The 23428-nt window shown below is 50.1% G+C and carries 13 protein-coding genes and 2 tRNA genes; 10 read left to right on the forward strand and 5 right to left on the reverse strand.

Annotation, left to right across the window (positions count from 1 at the left end; all coding sequences use genetic code 11):
* Positions 1–369: 369 nt before the first annotated feature.
* The 10 genes from AC1EK1_RS02715 to AC1EK1_RS02760 all read left to right on the forward strand — a co-directional run bounded on the left by AC1EK1_RS02715 (position 370) and on the right by AC1EK1_RS02760 (position 13854).
* Positions 370–1854, forward strand: coding sequence for an IPT/TIG domain-containing protein (locus AC1EK1_RS02715; protein WP_480305568.1), 1485 nt, complete (start codon positions 370–372; stop codon positions 1852–1854).
* Between the two features lie 20 nt (positions 1855–1874).
* Positions 1875–4997 carry a SusC/RagA family TonB-linked outer membrane protein gene (locus AC1EK1_RS02720; protein ID WP_480305570.1) on the forward strand — a complete coding sequence of 1041 codons (3123 nt, stop codon included), beginning with the start codon at positions 1875–1877 and terminating at the stop codon, positions 4995–4997.
* Positions 4998–5066: 69 nt separating this feature from the next.
* The gene (locus AC1EK1_RS02725; RefSeq protein ID WP_480305594.1) at positions 5067–7067 is read left to right on the forward strand and encodes a RagB/SusD family nutrient uptake outer membrane protein; all 2001 of its coding nucleotides are present in this window, start codon (positions 5067–5069) and stop codon (positions 7065–7067) included.
* A 31-nt stretch (positions 7068–7098) separates the two neighbouring features.
* Positions 7099–8115 carry a BT_3044 domain-containing protein gene (locus AC1EK1_RS02730; protein WP_480305572.1) on the forward strand — a complete coding sequence of 339 codons (1017 nt, stop codon included), beginning with the start codon at positions 7099–7101 and terminating at the stop codon, positions 8113–8115.
* A 35-nt stretch (positions 8116–8150) separates the two neighbouring features.
* On the forward strand, positions 8151–9326 hold the full coding sequence (locus AC1EK1_RS02735; protein ID WP_480305574.1) for a discoidin domain-containing protein: 1176 nt from the start codon (positions 8151–8153) through the stop codon (positions 9324–9326).
* A gap of 165 nt (positions 9327–9491) precedes the next feature.
* Positions 9492–12290, forward strand: coding sequence for a M60 family metallopeptidase (locus AC1EK1_RS02740; RefSeq protein ID WP_480305576.1), 2799 nt, complete (start codon positions 9492–9494; stop codon positions 12288–12290).
* 619 nt (positions 12291–12909) lie between these two features.
* The gene (gene rpsO / locus AC1EK1_RS02745) at positions 12910–13179 is read left to right on the forward strand and encodes a 30S ribosomal protein S15 (protein WP_480305578.1); all 270 of its coding nucleotides are present in this window, start codon (positions 12910–12912) and stop codon (positions 13177–13179) included.
* A gap of 102 nt (positions 13180–13281) precedes the next feature.
* A tRNA-Glu gene (locus AC1EK1_RS02750) sits at positions 13282–13353 on the forward strand.
* A gap of 79 nt (positions 13354–13432) precedes the next feature.
* The gene (gene rpsT, locus AC1EK1_RS02755) at positions 13433–13699 is read left to right on the forward strand and encodes a 30S ribosomal protein S20 (protein WP_480305580.1); all 267 of its coding nucleotides are present in this window, start codon (positions 13433–13435) and stop codon (positions 13697–13699) included.
* Positions 13700–13779: 80 nt separating this feature from the next.
* Positions 13780–13854 (forward strand) — tRNA-Glu (locus AC1EK1_RS02760).
* Between the two features lie 139 nt (positions 13855–13993).
* Here AC1EK1_RS02760 and AC1EK1_RS02765 read toward each other — a convergent pair.
* The 5 genes from AC1EK1_RS02765 to AC1EK1_RS02785 all read right to left on the reverse strand — a co-directional run bounded on the left by AC1EK1_RS02765 (position 13994) and on the right by AC1EK1_RS02785 (position 23124).
* Positions 13994–16168: an alpha-N-acetylglucosaminidase gene (locus AC1EK1_RS02765; protein WP_480305581.1), complete on the reverse strand. Its 2175-nt coding sequence runs from the start codon at positions 16166–16168 to the stop codon at positions 13994–13996.
* A 175-nt stretch (positions 16169–16343) separates the two neighbouring features.
* Positions 16344–17834, reverse strand: a complete 1491-nt coding sequence (locus tag AC1EK1_RS02770; RefSeq protein WP_480305583.1) for a RagB/SusD family nutrient uptake outer membrane protein — start codon at positions 17832–17834, stop codon at positions 16344–16346.
* A 17-nt stretch (positions 17835–17851) separates the two neighbouring features.
* Entirely contained in the window at positions 17852–21295 is a 3444-nt protein-coding gene (locus AC1EK1_RS02775) for a SusC/RagA family TonB-linked outer membrane protein (protein WP_480305585.1), read from the reverse strand.
* 33 nt (positions 21296–21328) lie between these two features.
* Entirely contained in the window at positions 21329–22462 is a 1134-nt protein-coding gene (locus AC1EK1_RS02780; protein ID WP_480305586.1) for a FecR family protein, read from the reverse strand.
* 128 nt (positions 22463–22590) lie between these two features.
* Complete coding sequence (locus AC1EK1_RS02785) at positions 22591–23124, reverse strand: RNA polymerase sigma factor (RefSeq protein ID WP_480305587.1); 534 nt, start codon at positions 23122–23124, stop codon at positions 22591–22593.
* Between the last annotated feature and the right edge of the window lie 304 nt (positions 23125–23428).

A 23428-nucleotide genomic window follows, 5' to 3' on the forward strand; every position in this document is an offset into this window, starting at 1 on the left:
ATGTTTAGCGACTTTGGCTTGGCTATGTCCAAAAAATTAGGAGAGAGAGAGAGAGAGAGAGAGAGAGAGAGAGAGCTCCCCTCACCACTACTCACTCTGTCGTCTTGGCTCGCAAGGATCTGCCTATCAGCTAGCCTACACCGGGGTGTGCGATCGTCGCACATCCAAGGTCGTCTTTACCACTATCCCGATAGATTTATTTCGTTTGGAGCCCGACTCCGCCACCTATGGCGAGGGTCGGGACTTTTGTACCGTCCGATGTGAGCCATGCTCTACATCGGGCGCGACACCTCTGTCTGCGCTCTGTGGCGCTCAGCCCCAAGTGGAGAAGAACTATATACCAACCAAATACTAATTTTTAATAATCGTATGAAGTACAAAGTCAAAAGTTTATTGCTCTTGATGTCGCTCCTGGGACTTGTCGCCACAGGCTGTCGACCGAAAGGTGCTCTAGGAGGAGCCCATCAGGCATTTGACTCCAGCAGGCCCATCGAGATTACAGGGTTTCAGCCCGACTCCGGTGGCATCGCCACACAGATGATTATCGACGGAAAGAACTTTGGGTCCGACACTACCGGTCTCAGGGTCTACTTCGTCGACAGCTTGGGGCAACGCCACCGTGCCGGTCTCGTGAGCTCCAATGGCGAAAAACTCTACCTGACTGTCCCAAAGCTAACCTACCTACGTACCCTACTGGTAGAAGTAGAGCGTGAAGGAAAGGGTGGTCAGTCCTATACTGCGAAAGCGGAGAGCATGCCTTTCAAGTATCGTACTGAGATTTCTGTCACGACGGTGATCGGACAGGTGTCGGATAATAACCAACTCCCTACAGTAGGAGGAACCTTTGCTTCCGCTACGCTCTCTGCACCTGCGTTTGTGACTCTAGATGATGAGGACAACCTCTTTATCACAGAGCGGAGCTTTGATCTCGGTGTCAGTGCGCGTAATGAGAAAGGCGGAACCGACCACGGTGGCTATGCCGGAAACCTGCTTCTGGCAGATACCAAAAAGCAGGAGGTGCAGGTGCTGAAGTACCTCAACTGGGAGCCTCTCAATGCCCCTACCTTTTCAGACGAAGAGGGCGAAGAGTCTATATATGTGCCGGAGGATCAGGCGCAGTCGTACTTACGTCTGCGTAAAGGTGCTAACTATGCTGTACAAAAACAAGCTATGCTTTTTGCAGAAGGTAACCCCTTCGGTGGAGATGGTAGGAACTGGAAGCACTGTATGCTGATCAACAAGGTAGATAAAATGCTGTACACGATTCTCTGGAAGGGCGAACTGGTGCGGATCAACCCCAAGACTCGCCAGTCTGAGATTTTGATCAGGAGCATATTGCCGGACAAGGTTAATATCAACGGTAAGAATGGTAGTGATAACTACTATATTTTCTCACCTATTGATCCGAACGTGATGTATGTGGGGCTGTGCGACTACAACCTGATCAAACGCATCGACCTAGACAAGCTGGCGAGCGACCCGGACTATAAAGGAGAAGACTATGCCGGGCTGTCTGTGTCGGAAGGTCCCCAAGGCGGTAAGGGCTGGGAGGATGGTCCACTGCTGAGGGCGAAGTTCAACAAGCCTACACAGATGGCATTTACCAGTGATGGCAAGCTCTATATTGCAGACAGAGACAACCACTGTGTACGTGTGATCGACACGACAATTCCGACAGAGAGAGCTATCGTGAATACCGCTGTCGGCATCCCCGGCACTGCGGGATTCCGAGACGGAGGTCCGGATCAGGCACTCTTCAATTACCCCACAGGTGTGGCGGTAAGTAGTGACGGCTCCGTCCTCTACGTGGCAGACCACAAAAACCACGTGATACGTAAGCTGGCGATTCAATAACGATCTCTAATCTATAGTATATGAAACACTCTAGTCAATATATTCTAAGCATAGCCACGGCGCTTTTTGCCCTGCTGCTCCTATTGCCGGGCACATCGGCGGCCCAAAATGCCAAGGGGCGCAACATCGAGCTCAAGGGTGTCGTGGTAGATGAGGAGGGTGATGCCCTCCCCGGTGTGTCGGTCTATGTCAAGACCGACAAGTCGCATGGTATCGCCACCAACCTGGATGGCCAGTTCAGGATCAAGGTGGCCACGGGTGAGGTGCTGGTCTTTAGTATGGCCGGTATGGAGACCCGTGAGCACAAGGTGAAGTCCTCGGACGCCAATCGCGAGATGCGCATTGTCCTCAAGGCATCGACCAGTGAGCTGGATGAGCTGGTGGTCACCGGACTCACCACGCAGCGCAAGGTCTCGGTCGTGGGTGCAATCACCAATGTGGATGTCTCCGAGCTGAAGACTCCGGCCACCTCCATCCCCAATATGCTTGGTGGACGTGTGGCGGGTGTGATCACCTCGCTGACCTCCGGTGAGCCGGGAAAGAACATCTCCAACTTTTGGATCCGTGGTATCGGTACCTTTGGTGCCAACTCGGGAGCCCTGGTGCTGGTGGATGGTCTGGAGGGCGATCTCTCACTACTGGACCCGGATGACATCGAGTCCTTCTCGATCCTGAAAGATGCGGCCGCCACAGCGGTATACGGTGTGCGAGGTGCCAATGGTGTCGTGATCGTGACGACCAAAAAGGGACGCGAGGGCAAGCTGGATATCCGTGCTCGCGCCACGGTGCAGTACAACCACCTGAGGCGGATGCCCAAGTTTCTCAACAGCTACGACTATGCAGTCCTCGCCAATGAGGCACGTGCCATGAATGGCCAGGATGTCGTCTACACTGACATGGAGCTGGAGCTGATCAAGCACAAGCTGGACCAAGACCTCTACCCCGATATCAACTGGATGGACGAGATCATGTCCAACCACTCCATCGCCCACCGCTACTATGCAAGTGCGAGTGGTGGTGGCAAGGTAGCCAACTACTTCCTCTCCCTCGGCTCCTCTTTCCAAGGAGCGGCATACAAGCAGGGCGAGGCCTCCTTTAGGCAACCCCTTGCCTACAACCAGCACACCTACCGTGCCAATATCAACATGAACCTCACACCGGACACCCGTATATACTTTAGCGCAGATGGAGCACTGACCTACCATGCTCTGCCGGGTATCCAGGACACCGGCTCACTGTGGGGCGCTGTGATGAACCTCACCCCGCTGATGTTCCCGAAACTCTACTCGGATGGCACGCTGCCAACCTACGGCCGCAACGACCTCTCCTCACCCTATGCCAAGCTGAACTACACCGGACTCTCGGAGCGTCAGAGCTTCCGCAACAAGCTGACACTCTCCCTGAGCCACAACTTCAACAAAGGTTTCCTCAAGGGGCTACGCCTAGATGTCTTGGGCTCATTTGAGCTCTACAACGAGGCTCAAGAAAACCGACTCAAGTCGCCGGACTACTACCGTGCCACCGGGCGTAACGCACAGGGTATGCTGATCAAGTCGCTGCGACTGAAGCAATCCAACCTCAACTACAGCCGCCAACACAACTACGGCCGGAAGTACTACCTGGATGCCAAGGCCAACTACAACCGCACCTTTGGCAACCACAACGTGGGCGCACTGCTCTACTACTACATGGAGGACTACCAGACCACCAAGTGGAAAGCCGACAAGCTGGGTATCAACAGCATCCCCGAGAGGAGACAAAACGTATCCGGCCGCCTCTCCTATGGCTACAAGAGCACCTACTTCATCGATGCCAACTTTGGCTACACCGGATCCAGCCAATTCAAGAAGGGTGAGCGCTTTGGTTTCTTTCCCTCTATTGCGGCAGGATGGGTACCCACCAGCTACAAGTGGATGTCCGACAACCTCCCGTGGCTGAGCTTCCTCAAGATCCGTGGATCGTACGGTACGGCGGGTAACGACCGAATCTCCGGGACGAGATTCCCCTACCTGACCATCATCAACAACCATGCAGGTACAACCTGGGGCTACACCGGTGACGGTATCAGCGAAAACCAGGTGGGTGCCGACAACCTCAAGTGGGAGATCGCCAAGAAGGCCAACGTCGGCCTCGAGGTCAACTTCCTAAATGACCGGCTGAAGTTTGTGACCGATTTCTTTTACGACAGGCGTGACAATATCTTCATGCAGCGCGCTACTCTACCGAGGTACTTGGGTCTGGTGAACCTCCCCTACTCAAACGTAGGTAGGATGTATAGCTTCGGATCTGACGGAAATGCGGAGTACACGCATGTGATCAATAAAGATATGAGCTTCACCGTGCGAGGAAACTACACCTGGTCACAGAATATGGTGGACAACTGGGAGGAGAATACTCGTGAGTATGACTACCTCAACTATACCGGCAAGCCACTCTACATCGCTCGTGGCTATATCGCCGAGGGACTCTTCAAGAGCCGAGACGAGATCATCCACAGCCCGGACCAATCCGGATTTGGCAAAATTCGCCCGGGAGACATCAAGTACCGCGATGTCAATGGTGACGGAGTCATCAATGACGACGACAAGGTGCCCCTCTCCTACTCGTCGCAACTACCACGTGTGATGTACGGTATCGGTGCCAGCTTTTCGTACAAGAAACTGACCCTAGGCTGCCTCTTCAGAGGCTCTGCACTCTCCAAGTACTATGCCGCCGGAGTCGGTCACGATGCAGGAGCCATCCCCTTCCTCAACCAAGATATCGGTAACGTACTGGCCTACGCCAAAAACCCCAAAAACCGCTGGACCCCCGAGTGGTACTCCGGAAGCAAGAGCACGGAAAACCCCAAGGCACTGCTCCCGCGCCTCTCCTACGGAGGTAACGGTAACAACAGTCAACTCTCCACGTTCTGGCAAAGGGATGGATCCTTTATCCGTCTGCAGGAGGTGAGTGCCCGCTACCGTCTGAATGACGAAAAAGTAAAGCGGTACACCGGGCTCTCCTCCATCGACTTGGAATTTGTGATGAATAACCTCTTCACTATCGACAAGGTCAAGTACTTTGACCCCGATCAGGCGCAATTCAATGGTGCCGCATACCCGATACCATTCTCCGCCACATTCCAGGTTTACCTCAACTTCTAATCCAGTACCGACGAAACTATGAATAGATATATCAAACGAACCCTACTTCCTCTTGCCGCTCTACTCCTGATGGCAGGTTCATCGTCCTGTAGCTTTTTGGATGTAGACAAGTACTTTGAGGATTTCTTCCCCGAGGATTCGATCTTCCACTCCAAAGTCAATGCAGAGGGTTACCTTTTTAATACCCCTACTCGCTTTCCCGATCCCGGAGCGATCTGGGGAAGCTCTTGGAACCCCGGTGAGCTGGCCTCCGATGAGATGACCTGTATCTGGGACACCGGTGAATTTTCCGGTATCGGCCTGACCAAGGGCACCATCACCGAGCGCAACCTACCGAACTCCTTCAACAACGTCTACACCAACATGTACTCGGTGATCAGACGCTGCAACAAAATGCTCCTCAATATCGACAAGGTAAAGGACATGAATACCCGCGAGCGACAGCTCTACAAGGGCTACGTCCACTTCATGAGAGGGTATGCGTACTACCACCTCCTGATGAACTTTGGTCCCTGCCTCCTTCTTGGTGACGAGTACCTCGCCAACAACCGTCCGGCCGAGGAGTACAACCGCGAGCGAGCCACCTACGATGAGAGTGTGGACTATATCGTGAAGGAGTTTGAGGAGGCTGCGAAGTTTTTACCGCATCCACAGGCACAGTCCTCTATCCTTTTCAGTCGCCCGACCAAGGGAGCAGCTCTGGCACTCATTGCTCGACTGAGACTCTACCAGGCCTCCCCGCTCTTCAACGGTGGCGATGCGGCCAAGCGTTGCTTTGGTGATTGGGTGCGTGCATCCGACAACGCACACTACGTAAGCCAAGTCTACGATCCACAGAAGTGGGCAGTGGCCGCCGCAGCCGCCAAGCAGGTGATCGACATGGAGTACTACAAGCTACACACCGTGGATGCCGATCCCCGCGAAGCCAATCCATGGCCTATGCCTACAGGCGTCTCCACCGCGGCATTCCCCGACGGTGTCGGTGGCATCGACTTTTACCGCTCTTTCTCGGAGATGTTTACCGGTGAGAGCTTGGCGCAAAACAACCGCGAGTTTATCTGGGCAACACCCTCAGGCTCACTCACCGGCTACACTCGCCACAGCTTCCCCGTGTACTACGGTGGATGGGGTGGTATGGCAGTACCTCAGCGTGTCGTGGATGCATTCTACATGAGCGACGGCAAGACTATCGAGGAGTCCGGAGCGTACGAGCCTGACCTGACTCAGACTATCACCTCACAGAAGGTCATGGGACCTGTCACTCTCATGGCCGGTGTCCCCAAGATGTATGATGGCCGTGAGGTTCGCTTCTATGCCTCCATAGGCTTCCCCGGCCGGCTGTGGAAGATGAGCTCCGCCAGCGAGGGAGACTATACGAATAAGCAATTCTGGTTCTCCAGCGAGGACAACTCCGGAAAGGGTGGCGCCGGCAACAACGTCAACGACTATACCGTCACCGGCTATGTTCCAACCAAGTACATTCACGATGACGACTCCTATGCCAACGGCAAGGGCAACGTCAAGGGGGCATTTGTGGTACCCAAGTACTTCCCGATCATCCGATACGCTGAGGTCCTACTAGAGTACATCGAGGCACTCAACAATGTTGAGGGCTCACACGAAGTACAGGTGATGGGGCTTGCCGGCGAGCCGGTGACCCTGACCATCTCCCGCGATGTGAACGACATGCAAAAGTACTTCAATATGATCCGCTACCGTGTCGGCCTCCCTGGACCGGACTTGGCAGACTATCAGGATCCCACCAAGATGCAAAACATCATCGCCAACGAGCGTCAGGTGGAGCTCTTCAACGAGGGCTACCGCTACTTTGACACCCGTCGCTGGGGCACTTACCTGACCGAGGATGCCAAGTCATCCAACTGGTATGGTCTGAATACCAAGAAAGAGCGCCAAGAGGGCAACAACAGTGGATTCTGGGAGCTGGTACCGATCGATACGCAAAACATACGCGACCGTATGGCTACCAATAAGCAGGTCCTCCTGCCGTGGCCACACGATGAGTTGATCAAGGCACCGAAGATCAGCCAAAACCCGGGCTATGAAAGGTAATTTTGAACCCCAGATGACGGATAGTAAGCATATGATATACAGCATTAAAAAGAACCTGATAAAGCAGCTACCCCTCTCGTGTCTCCTCCTGAGCACCTTGGTGGCTTGCAACAACTACGACTTCAAGCAGGAGTTTTACAAAAACGAGATAGGCCTGCTAAGCAAGGGTAACCAGATGATCTACGACCGCCAAGTGGTGGATCTCACGGACGAAAACCCCACCATCGCTGTAGTGGGCAACCTGAGTGGCTCACGCAACGCCAAGAAAGATCTGCCGTTTGCTGTGCTCCCCAACGACTCACTTTTCAATCGATTCAACAAAACCAACTTTGATATCGACACGAAAAGGTTTGCACACATCCTGCCCGAAAAGTGCTACGACATGCCGGAAAAATCCGGTGTGATCAAGGCCGGAGAGCGCCAGGGACGCATCCCCATCATGCTCAAAAACCTTGGAGAGCTCTCCCCGGACTCCACCTACTTCCTCAACTTCAAGCTCGATCCCGAAAACTCAGCGGCGACCAACGCCAAAAAGAGTCATGTCCTCATCAAGCTACTGGTCAAAAACGAGTTTGCCAGCACAGCGCAAAACACAAGCTACACCTATCGCAATACCGTCGTTGCGACCCTCACGGAGGGTGCCAATGCGGCACGCAAGCTCTCCTCCTCTGTGCAGCTCTTCCCCGTAGGACCTCGGTCGGTGCGTATGCTGGCCGGAGATGAGCGCTGGAAAGAGTACAAGGATGCTCTCGAGATCATCAACGAGCGGAGTATCGTCCTCGAAGTAGGCGAAAAAGACCAGCGCGACGGTAGCTCCTACAAGGTGACCATCAAGCCCTACAAGACAATAGAGGTGGTGCAGATGCCGGCTCTCTATGAGTACCCCAATACCTATCGCCTCGTCGAGGATAAGCTACCCGGCGGACGCAGTGAGTACTACAAGGAGTTTAGGCTGCACTACAAGTACAGAGTGAAGGCCGAGGAACCATTCAAAGAGGTAAAGGCCTGCTTCCGCCTGCGTGTCGACAAGCACGCCGACAAGTACTGATGTTTTTTCCAGGATCAATAGAAAGACGTATAGATATGAAAAGTAACCAATATAGACTCCGTGCACTTACCGGTCTGGCGGTGGCGATAGGCTCGCTCCTCATTGGCGGGTGCACCCCGGACTACCAGACCAAGTTTGATGCCAAGCACTTCGAGGTGGTCTACAAGGATCGTGGAGTGATCTCAATGACCCACACGGGTGGTGAGAAAACCCTACACATCCTCTCCAATGTCCCGGTGAAAGAATGGACCGTAGAGGCCAATGCCGATTGGATCAAGCTGACCCCCTCCAAGGGCCAAGTACTGGTAGAAATCCCAGAGTACACCGACTTTGGTGCCCGCAAGGGAGATATCTACATAGCCTACGGTCACAAGGCCTACACCATCCATGTAGAGCAGACCTCTCCCAAGAGTGTGGTGTTTGAGGTGATCGGACTATCCGACCCCAAGGCCTTTGTCAAGACCCTACCGGCGGCCGGAGGTGAGGTGTCGATACAGGTGCGTAGCAATGCCCCCATCACCGACATCGTGATACCGGATAGCTGTGCATGGATGCAGCTCAAGGATCGCAAAGACCTTTCGGATGGTGTGGTCGAGTACTCCTTCACAGTAGCCCCCTCCGAAGGTGTGCGTCCGCGGTATGCCTCAGCCTACCTCTACACCTCATCCGATATCTCCAAGGTAGCCTCCTTCTCAATCAAGCAGAAGAACATCATCTACAACCTCATCCCGCTGAGGGCTGAGATGTTTTCCACCAATGCTCAGGAGCCGAGTGAAGGCCCGATAAAGAACATCTGTGACGGTGATGCCACTTCCTACTTCCATACCCTATGGAGTAAAGCATCGGAGGGTGGCAAGCCCCACTATCTGCAGATAGCGCTCGACAATCCTATCTCGGACCTCAAGGTGGAGTACAGCTCGCGTCACAATGGCGACGGTGGCGGTGACATCAAGCGCGCCGAAGTCTACACCAGCGAAACAGGAGGCACCGACGACTCCGAGTGGACCAAGGTCGGCACCATGCACTTCCCCCTACCGGGTGGACGCAAGGCCAAGAGCCTGAGCAACGAGCGGATCAAGTTTGAAGCTCCGGTCAAGCACATTCGGCTTGTACCTGTCGCACGACGCAATGCCGACCCCATCGACCCGTCCGGAAAAAACGGTTGGTTCAACATGGGTGAGATCTACCTCTGGACAACAACGGATCTATAGATCTGACAGCTGACTAAGCCTAGCAGGGGTTGCTCTACTGCCTCAGGAGAGTGCATGTGGCAATCCCTGCTTTTTTTGTAGTGCCACAGGACACTGCCCTATAGCCAAAACCAAGAACCACAAGTGGGCCTTTTTCGGACCCACTCAACTAATCAATGCCACAATATGCAACGAACCTATCTACTGATATTATCCATACTACTCATCCTCACCGGATGCAAAAAGCCCGAGAGCAATGAAGCCCTCTACCTGGATCTGGTAGGCGATGGGAGCGTCCTCTTTGAGGCCGGTGGGGGCTCACGCACGCTCCGGCTAAAGACCAACATTGCCACCATCAAGGCAGAGGTCGCCTCCTCCGACCGCTCATGGCTGAGCTGTAAAACCTCAGGCGTGGTGGTGACCCTGCTAGCCACCCCCAACGATGGTGAGTCGGTACGCGAGGGAGCTGTCACGATCAGTGGAGGCGGACATACCCGGACCGTCCGAGTGAGCCAAGGCGGCGTGAAAGCCTACCTCTTGGTGTCCCAAAAAATCATCGACATCGATGAGTACGGAGGAGACAGAAAACTCGAGGCCATATCCAATAAAGAGGTACTTGTCGACATCCCAAAAGATGCACCCTGGATCAGCGTGGTGGACGAGGCTCCCGACACAAAGGCAGAGAAGCGCACTCTACGGCTCAGCATCAAACCCCTCGTACAAGGGGAGCGAAGTACCACGATCACCCTCAAGACAGCTGTGGGCGCATGCGAAGAAAAAGTACAGATCATCCAGCGTGCCGGCGGAGAGTACATCCCCAAAGAAGACCTCAAGACGGTCGACGACATCCGTGTCAAAGTGACAAGAGGGACCTCCACATCCCACCAGCCCGGATCGGATATCGATAAGGCTCTGGACGGAGACATGGGCACTATCTACCACTCCAACTGGAGCAACGGAGGGGCCAACTATTTCCCAATCACACTGGAGTGCTTCTTCGACAACGCCGACGAGATCGACTACATGATCTACTACCCACGGACAGAGGGGTACAACGGTCACTTCAAGGAAATTGAGATTTTTGCCAAAGAAGGCACAGCCGACTACCGCTCCATACTCAGCAAAGACCTCGGTGGCTCCGGTGCACCAAGCAAGATCACTTTCCCCAAACCACTGAAAAATGTACAGGCCATCAAGATTGTGGTCAAGTCAGGACACGGAGATGGCCAAGGCTTTGCGGCAGCGGCAGAGCTACAGTTCTTCAAGTACAGTCGCGAAAAGATGGACGAGCGCACCGAGATCCGGCGCATCTTCACGGATGGCTCCGCCTCCGAGGTGCGCCCCGAGGTGACAGAAGACGACATCGCCGGCATGACCAACCCCATGCTGATGCAGATTGCACGCCACCTCCGTGCCGGCACCTACCCAAGTGACTACCGCATCGCCACCTACAGAGCCTGGGCAAAGAGCTCCGAGGAGCAGGCACGCAACCACACCTCCTTTTGCCTCAGTCAGCTCGACAACCCCACAGGTATCGCCGTGCGCGATGGAGAGAAGGTCCTCGTCCTGGTGGGCGACACCCATGGCGAAAAGATCAGCTTCACCGTGGTCAACTTCGACAAGCCCGGCGGTGACGGCTACTGGGAGCAGACCAGCTACCCACTCGAGGAGGGGGCCAACTACCTGACCATGAACCGTCCCGGACTCGCCTACATCCTCTACAACGTCAGCCACTGGGAGCAAGCCAAGCCCATCAAAGTACACATCGCCTCCGGGCAAGTCAACGGCTACTACGATGGCACCAAGGATAGCGAATCCGACTTTTCGCGCAAACTCCTTGCGACCACACACCCCTACTTCGATGTCGTGGGCAAGCGAGCACACTTAGTCTTCCCGGTCAGCGAATACAAGGCCCATACCGGATCACGAGGCAAGGAGCTGATCGACCTCTACGATTGGATTTTGGAGAAAGAGCTGGACTTTTTGGGCATCTACAAGTACAACCGGAAGTTTAGCAACCGTGCTTTCTTCCACGTGATGTACACGGCCTTCATGTACGCGACCAACTACCATACCGCCTACAACGTCGGGACCTGCGGGACCATCCTCAACCCCCAAAAGCTACGCAAAGACCCCTGGGGTACTGCCCATGAACAGGGGCACCAGTTCCAGACCCACGGCTTCAAGTGGCACGGCATGACCGAAGTCTCCAACAACGTGATGAGCCTCTACATCCAGACCGAGCTGGGCAATCCCTCTCGTATACAAGAGGAGAGCATGGGAGGCAAAAACGGCTTCACCAATAGGTACGACAAAGCCTACCACGCCGCCTACGTGGAAGGAAAGCCCTACATCATGATGGGCGATGTCTTTTGCAACCTCATTCCGCTGTGGCAGCTCCAGCTCTACATGGCCAAAGTCAAAGGCAACACCGACTACTACAAAGACCTGTACGAGGAGCTGAGACGCACCAATGACGCACATGGCAAAAACGGAGACGGTAGAGGACCGGGTGAGGTACAGCTCGACTTTGTACGCGTCGCCTCCAAAGCTGCAGGGCTAGACCTGACAGACTTCTTTGAGAAATGGGGCTACTTCCGACCAATGGACGAAGTAGTAGACGACTACAGCAAGCGACAATTCACCATCACCGATCAGCTGGCAGACAAGTACCGCAAAATAGTCGCCGACCTAGGACTCCCCAAGCCCACACAGCTCCTAGAGTACGTCTGCGATGACAATGTCGACTGCTTCAAAAACGCAGCCACACCAGTCGTCACCGGCACTGCGACACGCGAAGGCGCCATGATTATCATCCCGGATGGGTGCAAAAACGCTGTCGCCTACGAGTACTACGTCGGCGACAAACTCTGTGGTGCGGCCAACAACCACCTCGTGAGGGTCAAGGACGATGGCCTACAAGGAACCAAAAAACTCTACGCCATCAGCCACGACGGCACACGGCACGAGATACCGCTGAAGTAACCCCTGCAAACTGAGGGAACCCCCCAACTCATGAATAGAGTGGCCCCCGACATGCCATTCTCGTGCCACAAGCCCCCCTTCCGGAGCGACACCAGCCACTCCGAATGGGGGGCTCACCATTTCCGATCCACAGCACACCCCAAAAAGTACTCCAGCGTAAGAACGAGCAAACAGAGTAAGACCCTATGTCGATAGAAATTTTCACCTCACCTCCAAAGCTGAGATTCATGAGCCAAGTGATGGGTATTCCGATCATGAAGTGATTAAACTCCCTCCTCCGGCCGAAAAACTTGAAATCACTGTGTGATTTATTCAAATCACTAAGTGGTTTGTTCAAATCACTATGTGATCTCTAGAAATCACACAGTGATTTTATCTTTTTCATAGGACAAGCGCATCTTTTCCTCCGACCTTGCCAAGTTTATCTCCAAGGAAAAGCACTTTTCCCTCGCTCCCGACAAAGCAAGCCCCATTCCGGCCAAAACCTCCGGCCTTTTTCGCACAATTTTCTTTTGGAGAATATCAAAAAATTAGTACCTTTGCACTCACGAATGCCACTCCTACGTATCGGAGTGGTGATTCACGAAAAGTTTATACTAACCGAAGAAAAAAGTACACCATGTATTTGGATTCAGCAAAGAAGCAAGAAATCTTCGAGAAGTACGGTACGTCCAGCACTGACACGGGCTCACCCGAAAGCCAGATTGCCCTATTCACCTACCGGATCTCTCACCTGACAGAGCACCTCAAGGAGAACCACAAAGACTTCAACACCTCACGTGCCATGAAAGGCCTGATCGGCAAGCGTCGTCGCCTACTCGACTACCTCCTAAAAAAGGACATCGAGCGCTACCGTGAGATCATCTCAAAACTAGGCATCCGCAGATAATAAGCGGTGCAGATATTTGGAGAATAATAAAAAAAGTCTTACCTTTGCAACTGCAAACACGAACGCTCCTCAGATAGGAGGATAATTCGGAAAGACTTTTACGGCCCATTCGTCTATCGGCTAGGACGCCAGATTCTCATTCTGGAAAGAGGAGTTCGATTCTCCTATGGGCTACAACAACAAGTGATTGTTTGTTCTCCAAGTGTCCAAAGCAGCGCAGGATGAATAACAAGAAACAACTTTTTAAGGAAATATGGCAAATCATAAGTCAGCACTGAAAAGAATACGTCAGGAGAAGACTCGTCGTGAGCGCAATCGCTACTATGGCAAGACTATGCGCAACGCAGTCCGTCGCTTCCGCGCAATCACAGACGCACAAGAGGCAATCGACAAGCTACCCGAAGTAACTGCTCTTCTCGACAAGATGGCCAACAAGGGACGCATCCACAAAAACAAGGCGGCGAACCTCAAGAGCTCTCTCAGCCTACATGCCAACGCACTGGGCAAAGCTCAAGCCTAAACAACAGACACAACAAAGGGCATAAAATCTACCTCGGCGCCCCAAGCGCCACAGATTTGGCGAGTAGCCACCCTTTTGATGGCCCATTCGTCTATCGGCTAGGACGCCAGATTTTCATTCTGGAAAGAGGAGTTCGATTCTCCTATGGGCTACCACAGCAAAAAAAGTATCCGTATCCCCTCGGGCATACGGATACTTTTTCTTTCTTCCCCCCTTATTCCCTCAATGCCTCATCGACTCCTGCATCTGGTATTGCGACACAAGCTAGACCACCTAATCTTAGATGAAGTCACGCTACCTGTCTCCTTGAAACACTCTGGCAAATATTTTCTGTGAAAACTCCACAGGATCACCCTGGGAATCACAAGGATATCTATTATGCCTCAGAGTCCACTGCTTATCCATGGCATAAAAGTCGAAGAGAGGCATTGGCTTACCGTCAAAAGTGCCGTCCAGTGCATCAAAGTAAGCCTTCCATCGTGGGTAATAAAAGTCACGCAATAGGCCACTCCACTCCTTGTGCGCATACTCTCTGAGCATTCCTCGCTCAGCGGCATCACGATTACCCCAGGTGGTAATCTGTACCCTAGCATTCCATTCGTAGTGGTCACTTTCCACATCATTCACACCTAATGCACGCGCATCATGAATCCATTTGCCGACCATGAAGTCAGGGATGGACGAAAGTAGCTGGTCTTGACAAAGTAGGATGTCAAGAAACCTACGAGAGGCGCAGAGAAACGTCTCTCGATCCCTATCCCTATAAGCGGCGACCACTTGCTGATAAACATAGCGTGCCTGCTCGGCAACAGCTTGTCTAGTAATATCCACAATATCGTAGCAGAAATTAGCATTGAGCTTTACCTCATAAGAAGCGTCTACCATGAGCCGAGCAGCACGTATCACATCATCAGGATTGTAATAATCTTTCATTTCCGACCAAGAGGACACCTGATAGGCATTCAGCGAAGGGCGAGCACAAAGAATGGATTCGTGCGTACCCTGCTGGGTGCTTGTTGCCGGGGCGGCATAGATAGATTTGCCCAATAACTGCCACGCTTCGTACACCTTTGGATTGTCAGTACCACCGTACCTCGCCTTCACATACCCGTCAAGCCATTCGCTCCATGAGAATGACGTACCCCGCCATGGTAGCTCGGTAACTAGTTCGTACATCACGGGGTTATTTTCAATGCCCTCCATCGTTAGGCCCACTCCCTTCAGGGTAGTTGCGAATGGGCTATGTAGAGCTTTATAGTATTCCTCAATGACGTGCTGTAGTTTACCAAATAGTCCTACGTTCCCCCCAAAGTTGAGCAACATACAGTACACCCAGTCGTGTCCATCAAATCCCTGCTTGCGATACCACTTAGATTCAGGATCACCCCACTGTGGACGACTCTCTGAATAAAGATCAAGCACCAGCATATTTCCCGGCTCAAGATCTCCTATCATATCCGAATAGGGACATGCTCCCCATGCCTGAACCACCCATACAGCTTTTGGATTAGCCCTTTTCATCTCGTTCATGATTGCATGCCCTGCTGCACTTAGATCCACACCGCATACATCACCCCCCTCGTGAAAAGGATCCATGCTATAGAAATCAGCCGAGCCATAGAGTCGCTTCTGTTCACTATAGTATAGATTGGCTATTTCAGAAAATCGTTCGTCTGTCGGAAGCAAAAAGGCCGGACGCTTATAGCCATTCCACCGCCCGGGATCGGCAACGTTGAGACCTAGGCGTTCCTTGGCATTGTGAGGGAGCATTCCAGAGTAGCCGGGGATACAGGCATGAATACCCAGCTCGTTCATACGCTTGAGAATCTGCATCTGAAGCTGTTCACGCTGGCGGTACCAATGATCAGAGTTGGGGCCACCCCACCCTTCTAAATTATTCATCAGCCACCATGCTTGAAATGCCGGGCCGGCGATAAACTCACCTACTTCCTGGTCGGAATATCCAAGTTTCAACAACACATTTCTCCACACCACATCAGTTCCAACTATATCTAGGCAAATATTTATGCCATGCAAAGCCATCCAATCTAGCTCCTGCTCCCAACGCTTCCAGCCCCAAAAGGCCATAGAGTAAGACGGAGTGCAGTAGTTGAGATAGTAGCGGTAAGGAATGTCCGTCTCATGACGTTCGGTCCTCATCATCAAAGGCAACTTGGTAGGTAATTTTGCCTGCATACAGTTCCAGGAGAGGTGTATACCTAGACGATACTTGAGATACCAATTGATACCAGTTGCGATGCTGACATAGTTATTTCCACGGACAAGGACTTTTTCTTCCTTGTTACCGAGCTCGAAGAAGTCCTTTTTGGAGTCCACTTTTTCAATAACGAACTTCTCGGAGGCTCCTATATCAATGCGTTCAAGTAGTCCATCTATCGGAGAAGTGGCAAATAACTGTATTGGTATCCCGGTAAGTAAAAGGCAAAAGACAAAGTGGCGTAGTTTCATTGGCTTATCAGTTTTATATTCCCTCTTCACTCGAGTGACATGCTTATGATCCCTCCTCGGTTATTTGTAGGGGTCGTACGCTTGTCTATATAATCATAGCACCAATTTTATGAAAATAAAATTGGTGGAGGGTTTCTTCAAACCCCTCCACCAATTCAAAAAAGTAATATCCGAATCAATAGCCATCGTTTTGAGCTATTTTACCCTTACTCTCATCAATAATTGATTGTGGTAAAGGCATAAGATTCATGTAATCCCTGGCTGTAACCGACCCTTTGTATTTCCTTGCATAATCAATATATCTGCCGTAGCGAATAAGGTCTGTTCGACGTGCGCCTTCGAACCACAGCTCATGTCCTCTCTCAAGCAACACCATATCAAGGAAATCATCCACATCGGTGAAATCAGAAGTTTTGTAAGCCTTTAGACCGGCACGTTCGTGAACAGCATTGAGACATGCGAGAGCCTCATCAGTAATTGCATTATTAGCCCTTGCCAAAGCTTCGGCACGCAGGGTAAGAACATCGGCATAACGGTACACTATCCAGTTGATTCGACTTTCCGAACCTGTTGCATTTGCATCTTCTCCGTACTTCACAGGAAGCACACCTTTTATGAGCACCGACCCAGGATTATTCTCGGTATAATGAACCCCATCAGAACCTTGAAAATCACCCACAAGTGACTTGAGTCGTTCATCATCAGGATCAAAAGTGTGATAAAAGCTCCACGGCACACGGTATCCGCCCCATTTCTGGATATTTGGATTCTTTGTCGGGTATGGACTTGACAATACATGGGCAAGCCACATTTGTGGGTTATCGCTCGCATCACTCATACAAGCCCATATGGTTTCCTTATTTCCTTCATTCTCTATTGTAAAAATGTCTGCATAATGCTCCATTAATCCAAGTCCATACTCTGGCTTAGCGAGTTCTTTTCCACAATCCGCTGCTTTCTGCCATTGCTTCTCATGCATATAGAGTTTCATCAAAACTGTATATGCCAAGCCACGTGTAAAACGCCCGTAACCTGCACTACTCTTGTCATAGCGTGCAGGAAGTACTTTTGTAGCCTCAAGAAGATCATTCTCGATAAACTCAACCATCTGCTCCCGAGACAATCTAGGTGCAGGCACATCATTGGATGGGTCATGAAGTTGCTCAAGCGAAGCCACCTGGATAGGGCCATAGAGGTCATAAAGGATATAGGCAAGCCACCCACGTCCACAGTGAATCTCAGCATTTAGGCGCTTCCTTTTCTCCTCACTCATCTCAATCTTAGCAATACGATCGAATGTAAGCGTCATCTTACTGATAAAGTTTATATACCCTTTATAGGTCGCAGTGGGTCCGGATGAGTTTGATGTGAAGTTCACCTTGATGAGGTCATTCCAGACAGCATCATCCCATTGGCAGTCCCCTAGGTCGGTAGTCATCTCGGTAAACACATGAATTCCACGTTGCCCCGATGTAAATAACCCTGTCCAACGGCTCGTTCGGAAAGGCCCATATGCGGCCGCTGTCACAAGGGCATCTGCGTCTTCACCGTTCTTTGGAAATAGCCTTGTATTGATTGTGTCGTACATTTCCGATGTAAGGTTTGTACAAGACACAGTAGAGCAAACTAGCATTAATACGGCTACACATATCTTTATAGTCTTCATCGTTTTTTCGGCTAAGGTTAAAATGTAATATCAACACCTAATGTAAAGCTTCTCACATTGGGATATGCCCAGACTGAGTTGTCGGTTTCAAGGTCTAGTCCCTTATAGGGAGAAATGGAGAAGGGGTTATTCACATCGGCATAAATGCGCACACTCGTGAGGATATCCCGTAGTTGTTGTTTATGGAACGTATAGCCAAGTGTGACGTTTCGGCAACGCACGAACCAGCTTTTTTGTAAGAAGTAATCACCTACCCCATAGGAGCTCTCGGATTGGAAATATCCTGGCCGAGTAGCAGTCTGATTATCCGACGTCCAAACGTCTCTTACGCTTGTTGGCATGTTGTAACCGCGATACATGTTTTTCACACCGGTCATACTGTTAGTTCCTGTCAACCATAGATCTTTGTAAGAACCTGTGTTCAGCAAAGCAAACTGACCATAGAAGTATATATTGAAGTCAAAATTGTCCCAGCGTAGAGTATTGTTTAGTCCGGCAAGATAGCCTGGATCCGAGCTACCATAAATCACTTTATCAGCATCATTGAGTTTGCCATCAGGCTTACCTGTTTTCAGTGGAATTCCGTGCTCATCTACCTTTACGCTTCCGTCATTATTATACACATAGCCGTTTATATCCTTGATTTTCACCTGCCCAGGCAATGCTCCGGGCATCCAGTCAACATTTTCACCCGGCTGAACAAGTCCATCAGACAAATAACCGGCTAAGTAGCGTATGGGTGAATGATACTCTGAATAAGCAGTAGGTTTCCAGTCTGGTTCACGTTGCTTCCATTGATCCCTATAAAGAGAAAATGTAAAGTCCGTAGTCCAGCTAAATCGAGAATTATCAAAGTTGACCGTGTTGATGGTTAACTCAAAGCCTCGACTTTGAGTCATACCAATGTTGGCGGCAATCGATGTCACCTCTTGGAATGACAACAGAGGACGTGAACTAAGTAGATCACTGACACTCTTATCGTAGTACTCAGTAGTGATATTAAGGCGATTATTGAATAGTCCGAGATCAAGACCAATATTCCACTCGGTTGTTGTTTCCCATTTCAAATTAGGGTTACCAAGCTGCTGAAGATACACACCCGGAGTAGAGACACCTCCAAATCCATTAGTATATCCTGTACCATAGTAACTCACTGCCCGGTTACCGATATTGGAGTTGCCGGTCTGTCCCCAGCTTAGGCGCAATTTTCCGTTGGAGACAGAATCATATTTCTTCATAAAATCTTCTTCTGTAAAGCGCCATCCTATGGCAATGGATGGAAAGTATCCCCAGCGATTGTGTTTAGCAAAGTTGGATGCACCATCAGCACGAAGTGTTGCAGTCAGAAGGTAACGATCTTTATACGAATAGTTCATACGCCCAAAGAAAGAGGCCATCTCATCTTTTGAAGCAGAACTACCTACACCTGGCTTGGGAAATGCTCCAGCACCAAGATTATTGTACAAAAAGCCATCAGTGATGAAATTGCTATTTTCTGCTCTCACCTGTTCATCGGTAAATCTTTGGAAAGAGTATCCGACAAGTGTAGTAAGCCTATGAGCATTAAATTGCTTTGCATAAGTAGCTGTGAACTCCATCAAATAGTCCCTCTTATCATATTGTGCAATATTACCCTGCCCATTTTTCTTTGCACCGTAGAGCGTTGTCTTCGGCATATATACCCGGTGCTTCTGATAATTCCGATCAATACCAAAGTTACCCTTCAAAGATAGTCCCTCTAAGGGATTGTACTCAACAAACGCTGTCGCCAAAAAGCGTTCCTTTGTGGTATTATTGGTTATTTCTAATAGAGATACGGGGTTAGGGAGAAAGGCTGCATCTTTATTAAGCACATAGTCCCCTTTTTCATCTTTCACTGGAAGTATCGGATTAAACTGGGCTGCGGATACAAGCAAACTGGCATTTTCGTACTGGCCGGCTCCCAATGGAACATCCTGATTATTGATTCTAGAAAATGTAAGATTCACACCGCCCTTCACGCACTCACCTATTTTCTGTTCCAAATTCAAGCGACCTGTATAGCGATCTAATCCATTGTTTTTGATTACTCCCTCTTGTTTGAAATAATTCAACGACATCAAATATTTTGTATAGTCGTTTCCTCCATTCAGCGATAGATTATGTTGGGTCTGAAAACCGGTACGTGTAACAAGATCATACCACCTAGTATCATGGATCGGAGCGCTAATTTGATCAGTAGTATAATAGGGGACATAGGGCTTTGACGCTTCGGATTCTGATCGTCCACCATATACACCGATCTTATTATCCTTAAGCCATGACTCACGAGCATATCGATTTGATTCCTCCATAAACCCACGTGCGTCTAAAATATCATAGTCCTTTGCTAGAGATTGCAGAGTAAGCGTAGAGGAAAACGTGAGTTTGGGTGCACCTTTTTTACCACTCTTGGTCGTAATGATAATCACACCGTTGCCGGCTCGGGCTCCATAGATAGCCGTAGAGCTAGCATCTTTCAACACCTCGATAGACTCAATGTCATTGGGGTTGATAGAGCCAAGTACATTATCGGCACTTCCAGAATCATACTTACCGGCTGATACTGCATCATTGCTTACTACACTAACAGGGAACCCATCTATAATGATTAGAGGTTCGTTCCCTGCCTGTACAGAAGCGGCTCCTCGCACGCGGAACGTTGCGCCGGCACCTGGCTGGGCACTGACGGTACTTACCTGAAGGCCTGCGGCCTTTCCTGCTAAAGCGTGACTTACCGAAGAGATCGTATTCACGGGAGCCTCGCCTAAGTTCACCGAGGCTACCGCACCTGTCATATCTTTTTTCTTCATCGTGCCATAGCCAACGACCACGACTTCATCGAGCAGTTCGCTGTCTGGCTGTAGGACAATTTGGAGTGGGGTCATACCTTGGACAGCCGCTTCGGTGGTCTTCATGCCGACATAGGAGATACGAAGGGTGGCTTTGGTAGGGATACCAGCAATACGGAAGTGTCCATCCAGATCGGTTGTACCACCTTTGGAGGTGTCATCCTTGACCACCACGATAGCACCTACCACCGGCACTCCTTCGGTGTCAAGCACAGTTCCTTGTACGGTAATTTTGTCTTGTTGCTGACCTACGGTCTTGCTTAGGACGATCAGACCATTCACTATGGATGCTCGCACATCACCGTCAAAGAGTGTTGCTAGAACATTCTCCAGAGGCGCATCAGCGACATGCAAATCGACCATCCTATGTGTATCCACAACCACATCGTTATAAAAGAATTCTAGCCCCGTCTGAGCTTGGATTTCCTTCATCACGCTTCCTAGGGTTGTGCTCGTTCTACTGAGCGAAATTTTCACTTGAGAGGCATCTTTGTTTCCTCTCGGTGTCACCGCCTGAGCTTCGGCTGAGATAGCCAACAAACCGAGGACAAGGCCCGAACACAATAACAGTTGTTTGAGTAATTTTTTCATCTCATTTTAGATTATCAATGGTTTTTACTACGATTATTTTTTCTCTACATAGACCATTCGCTCCCCTTCTCTAGTCAGTTCCACACCGGCAGTCTCCTCAAGTAGCCTGAGGACAAAGTCAATAGAATAACGCTTATAGATGACCCCTGTAAATGTTTGTCGTCCAATTGAGGGATCGTCCACAATAAAATGCACATCATACCAACGACTCACTTGGTCTAAAATCTCTGTGAGTGGCTGAGATCTAAAGACATACTTGCCCACCTGCCATAAACCAATATCACTTGTATCAACATCCGTAACTGATATACCTTGCCTAGAGACAACGGCTTCTTCTCCAGGCGCCATAACTACTCGATCTTCTCGGCGATTCTCACCTAGTTCAATTTTTCCATTCACCAATGTGGTGACCGATATCTTATTGGTTACGGAGACATTGAACTCCGTACCCAGTACGTTTATCTCCGCATTCGGCAACCCTACGGCAAATAGATGGTTACGGTCTTTTGCCACCCTGAGAAATGCCTCACCATATTCTAGAGAGACCCTTCGTGCGGCAATACCATAACTAAGTGGAAAAGTGAGTCTCGAATCTGAATTGAGAGCAATCAAGGTTCCGTCGGCAAAGGCAAAGGAGACGATACGGGTCCTAGGTACCACAATGGATGCTTCTAGATCTTTTTCGCCTCCTATTTTTCTTATCTCCTCCTGCAGGTCCGTGACATTTATTATCTGCCCTTCATGATCATCAATACACCAAGTTTTACCATCCGAGAGCTCCAACAAGATTTGGTATGGATCAGCCTGCACAGTTGGCACTTTCAAGATCGATTTGGCCTGCACCGATAAATCGACTCCTTGTTCAACCGTATGGGAATGAGAGCCAAGAAGTTTGAGCCCTACAGTACACACAAGCACAGCAAGTGTGGCAGCGACCATATAGACAGCCACATGGCGAGCAGAACACCATGTGACTCTAGACTTATCACTCATTTTGGATACCCTACGCATCAGTCTATTATACTGGCCAAAGGAGTCAAAGTCTCGAGCACGATCCAATTCACTCATATACTTCAACACCTCCTTATCTCGGTCACATAAGGGCTCAGACTGATAGATCACATTGAGCAAGTGCTCAACGTACTTTTTTTTCTCTTCTAAATTCATCTAAAATAGTAGCCTATTCTCCACAAATAGTAAAGCCCATATTGCTACACCTCAATCATGCGACGTGCATAGACTTTTTTGTCCTCATACATCTATAAGACGCACAAGAGTGGAAAAAGGGTGAAATCTTAAGAGAAAAAATTGCGGAAATTAATGAGAGTAAAGACAATGAACGGAAAGTCCTCCTTGAGCTTCTTTCGAGCAATTTTGATTTGTGTCTTCACCGTATTGATACTTATGCCTTTAGCTTCTGCTATTTCTTTGTAACTAAGACCGTCCAAAACGGCTAGCAAAAAGATCTCGCGACACTTATCTGGCAATCGATCTAGAAGAGATTTTGCTCTAGAAATGAGTTCTTCGGTATTGTCCTCCTCTTCCAAATTATTTTGCTCAATTTCATAGGCAATAGACTGCTCATGTCTTCTGTGAACCTGAATATGCCTTAGGGTGTCCAACATGCGATTTTTGGTCATTGTGATCAAAAATGCCCGCTGGTTCTTTAGCACGGGGAGGTCATCATAGCTCTCCCACACCTGTACAAAAACCTCATGGACACAATCCTCTGATAAGCACACATCACCACACAACGCAAGAGCAACCCAATACATCTCTCTAGCATATGTATCATATAGGCTTCGGAATTCTTCGTGCTTATTTTTCATAAAATTCAGGCGACTAGATACAAAACAGCACTAGCGCACAAATGTAGCTCTTTAGGAGCATTTACCACAAATACACCAAGACTTTGGACAAAAGCCATATGCTAAGGGCTCAATAAAACAGTGGCCTACATACCCTCACATAGATAATAACAAAGGCCTAGAAAGTCCAAAGAGGTTTAGTCCCATAAAAAAGAGACGCACAGGAGGGTTGCTCCTATGCGTCTCTAGATAAGTGGCGGCTACCTACTCTCCCATCGTAATAGTACCATCGGCGTGACCGGGCTTAACTGCTCTGTTCGGAATG

Source organism: Porphyromonas sp. C0026D3 (assembly GCF_056590775.1).

Excerpts from the sequence above, each read along its gene's own strand:
- AC1EK1_RS02715 (WP_480305568.1), top strand. The coding sequence starts at position 370 with ATGAAGTACAAAGTCAAAAGTTTATTGCTCTTGATGTCGCTCCTGGGA.
- AC1EK1_RS02725 (WP_480305594.1), top strand. The coding sequence starts at position 5,067 with ATGGCAGGTTCATCGTCCTGTAGCTTTTTGGATGTAGACAAGTACTTT.
- rpsO (WP_480305578.1), top strand. The coding sequence starts at position 12,910 with ATGTATTTGGATTCAGCAAAGAAGCAAGAAATCTTCGAGAAGTACGGT.
- AC1EK1_RS02780 (WP_480305586.1), bottom strand. The coding sequence starts at position 22,462 with ATGAATTTAGAAGAGAAAAAAAAGTACGTTGAGCACTTGCTCAATGTG.
- AC1EK1_RS02765 (WP_480305581.1), bottom strand. The coding sequence starts at position 16,168 with ATGAAACTACGCCACTTTGTCTTTTGCCTTTTACTTACCGGGATACCA.
- AC1EK1_RS02785 (WP_480305587.1), bottom strand. The coding sequence starts at position 23,124 with ATGAAAAATAAGCACGAAGAATTCCGAAGCCTATATGATACATATGCT.
- rpsT (WP_480305580.1), top strand. The coding sequence starts at position 13,433 with ATGGCAAATCATAAGTCAGCACTGAAAAGAATACGTCAGGAGAAGACT.
- AC1EK1_RS02770 (WP_480305583.1), bottom strand. The coding sequence starts at position 17,834 with ATGAAGACTATAAAGATATGTGTAGCCGTATTAATGCTAGTTTGCTCT.
- AC1EK1_RS02735 (WP_480305574.1), top strand. The coding sequence starts at position 8,151 with ATGAAAAGTAACCAATATAGACTCCGTGCACTTACCGGTCTGGCGGTG.
- AC1EK1_RS02740 (WP_480305576.1), top strand. The coding sequence starts at position 9,492 with ATGCAACGAACCTATCTACTGATATTATCCATACTACTCATCCTCACC.
- AC1EK1_RS02775 (WP_480305585.1), bottom strand. The coding sequence starts at position 21,295 with ATGAAAAAATTACTCAAACAACTGTTATTGTGTTCGGGCCTTGTCCTC.
- AC1EK1_RS02720 (WP_480305570.1), top strand. The coding sequence starts at position 1,875 with ATGAAACACTCTAGTCAATATATTCTAAGCATAGCCACGGCGCTTTTT.
- AC1EK1_RS02730 (WP_480305572.1), top strand. The coding sequence starts at position 7,099 with ATGATATACAGCATTAAAAAGAACCTGATAAAGCAGCTACCCCTCTCG.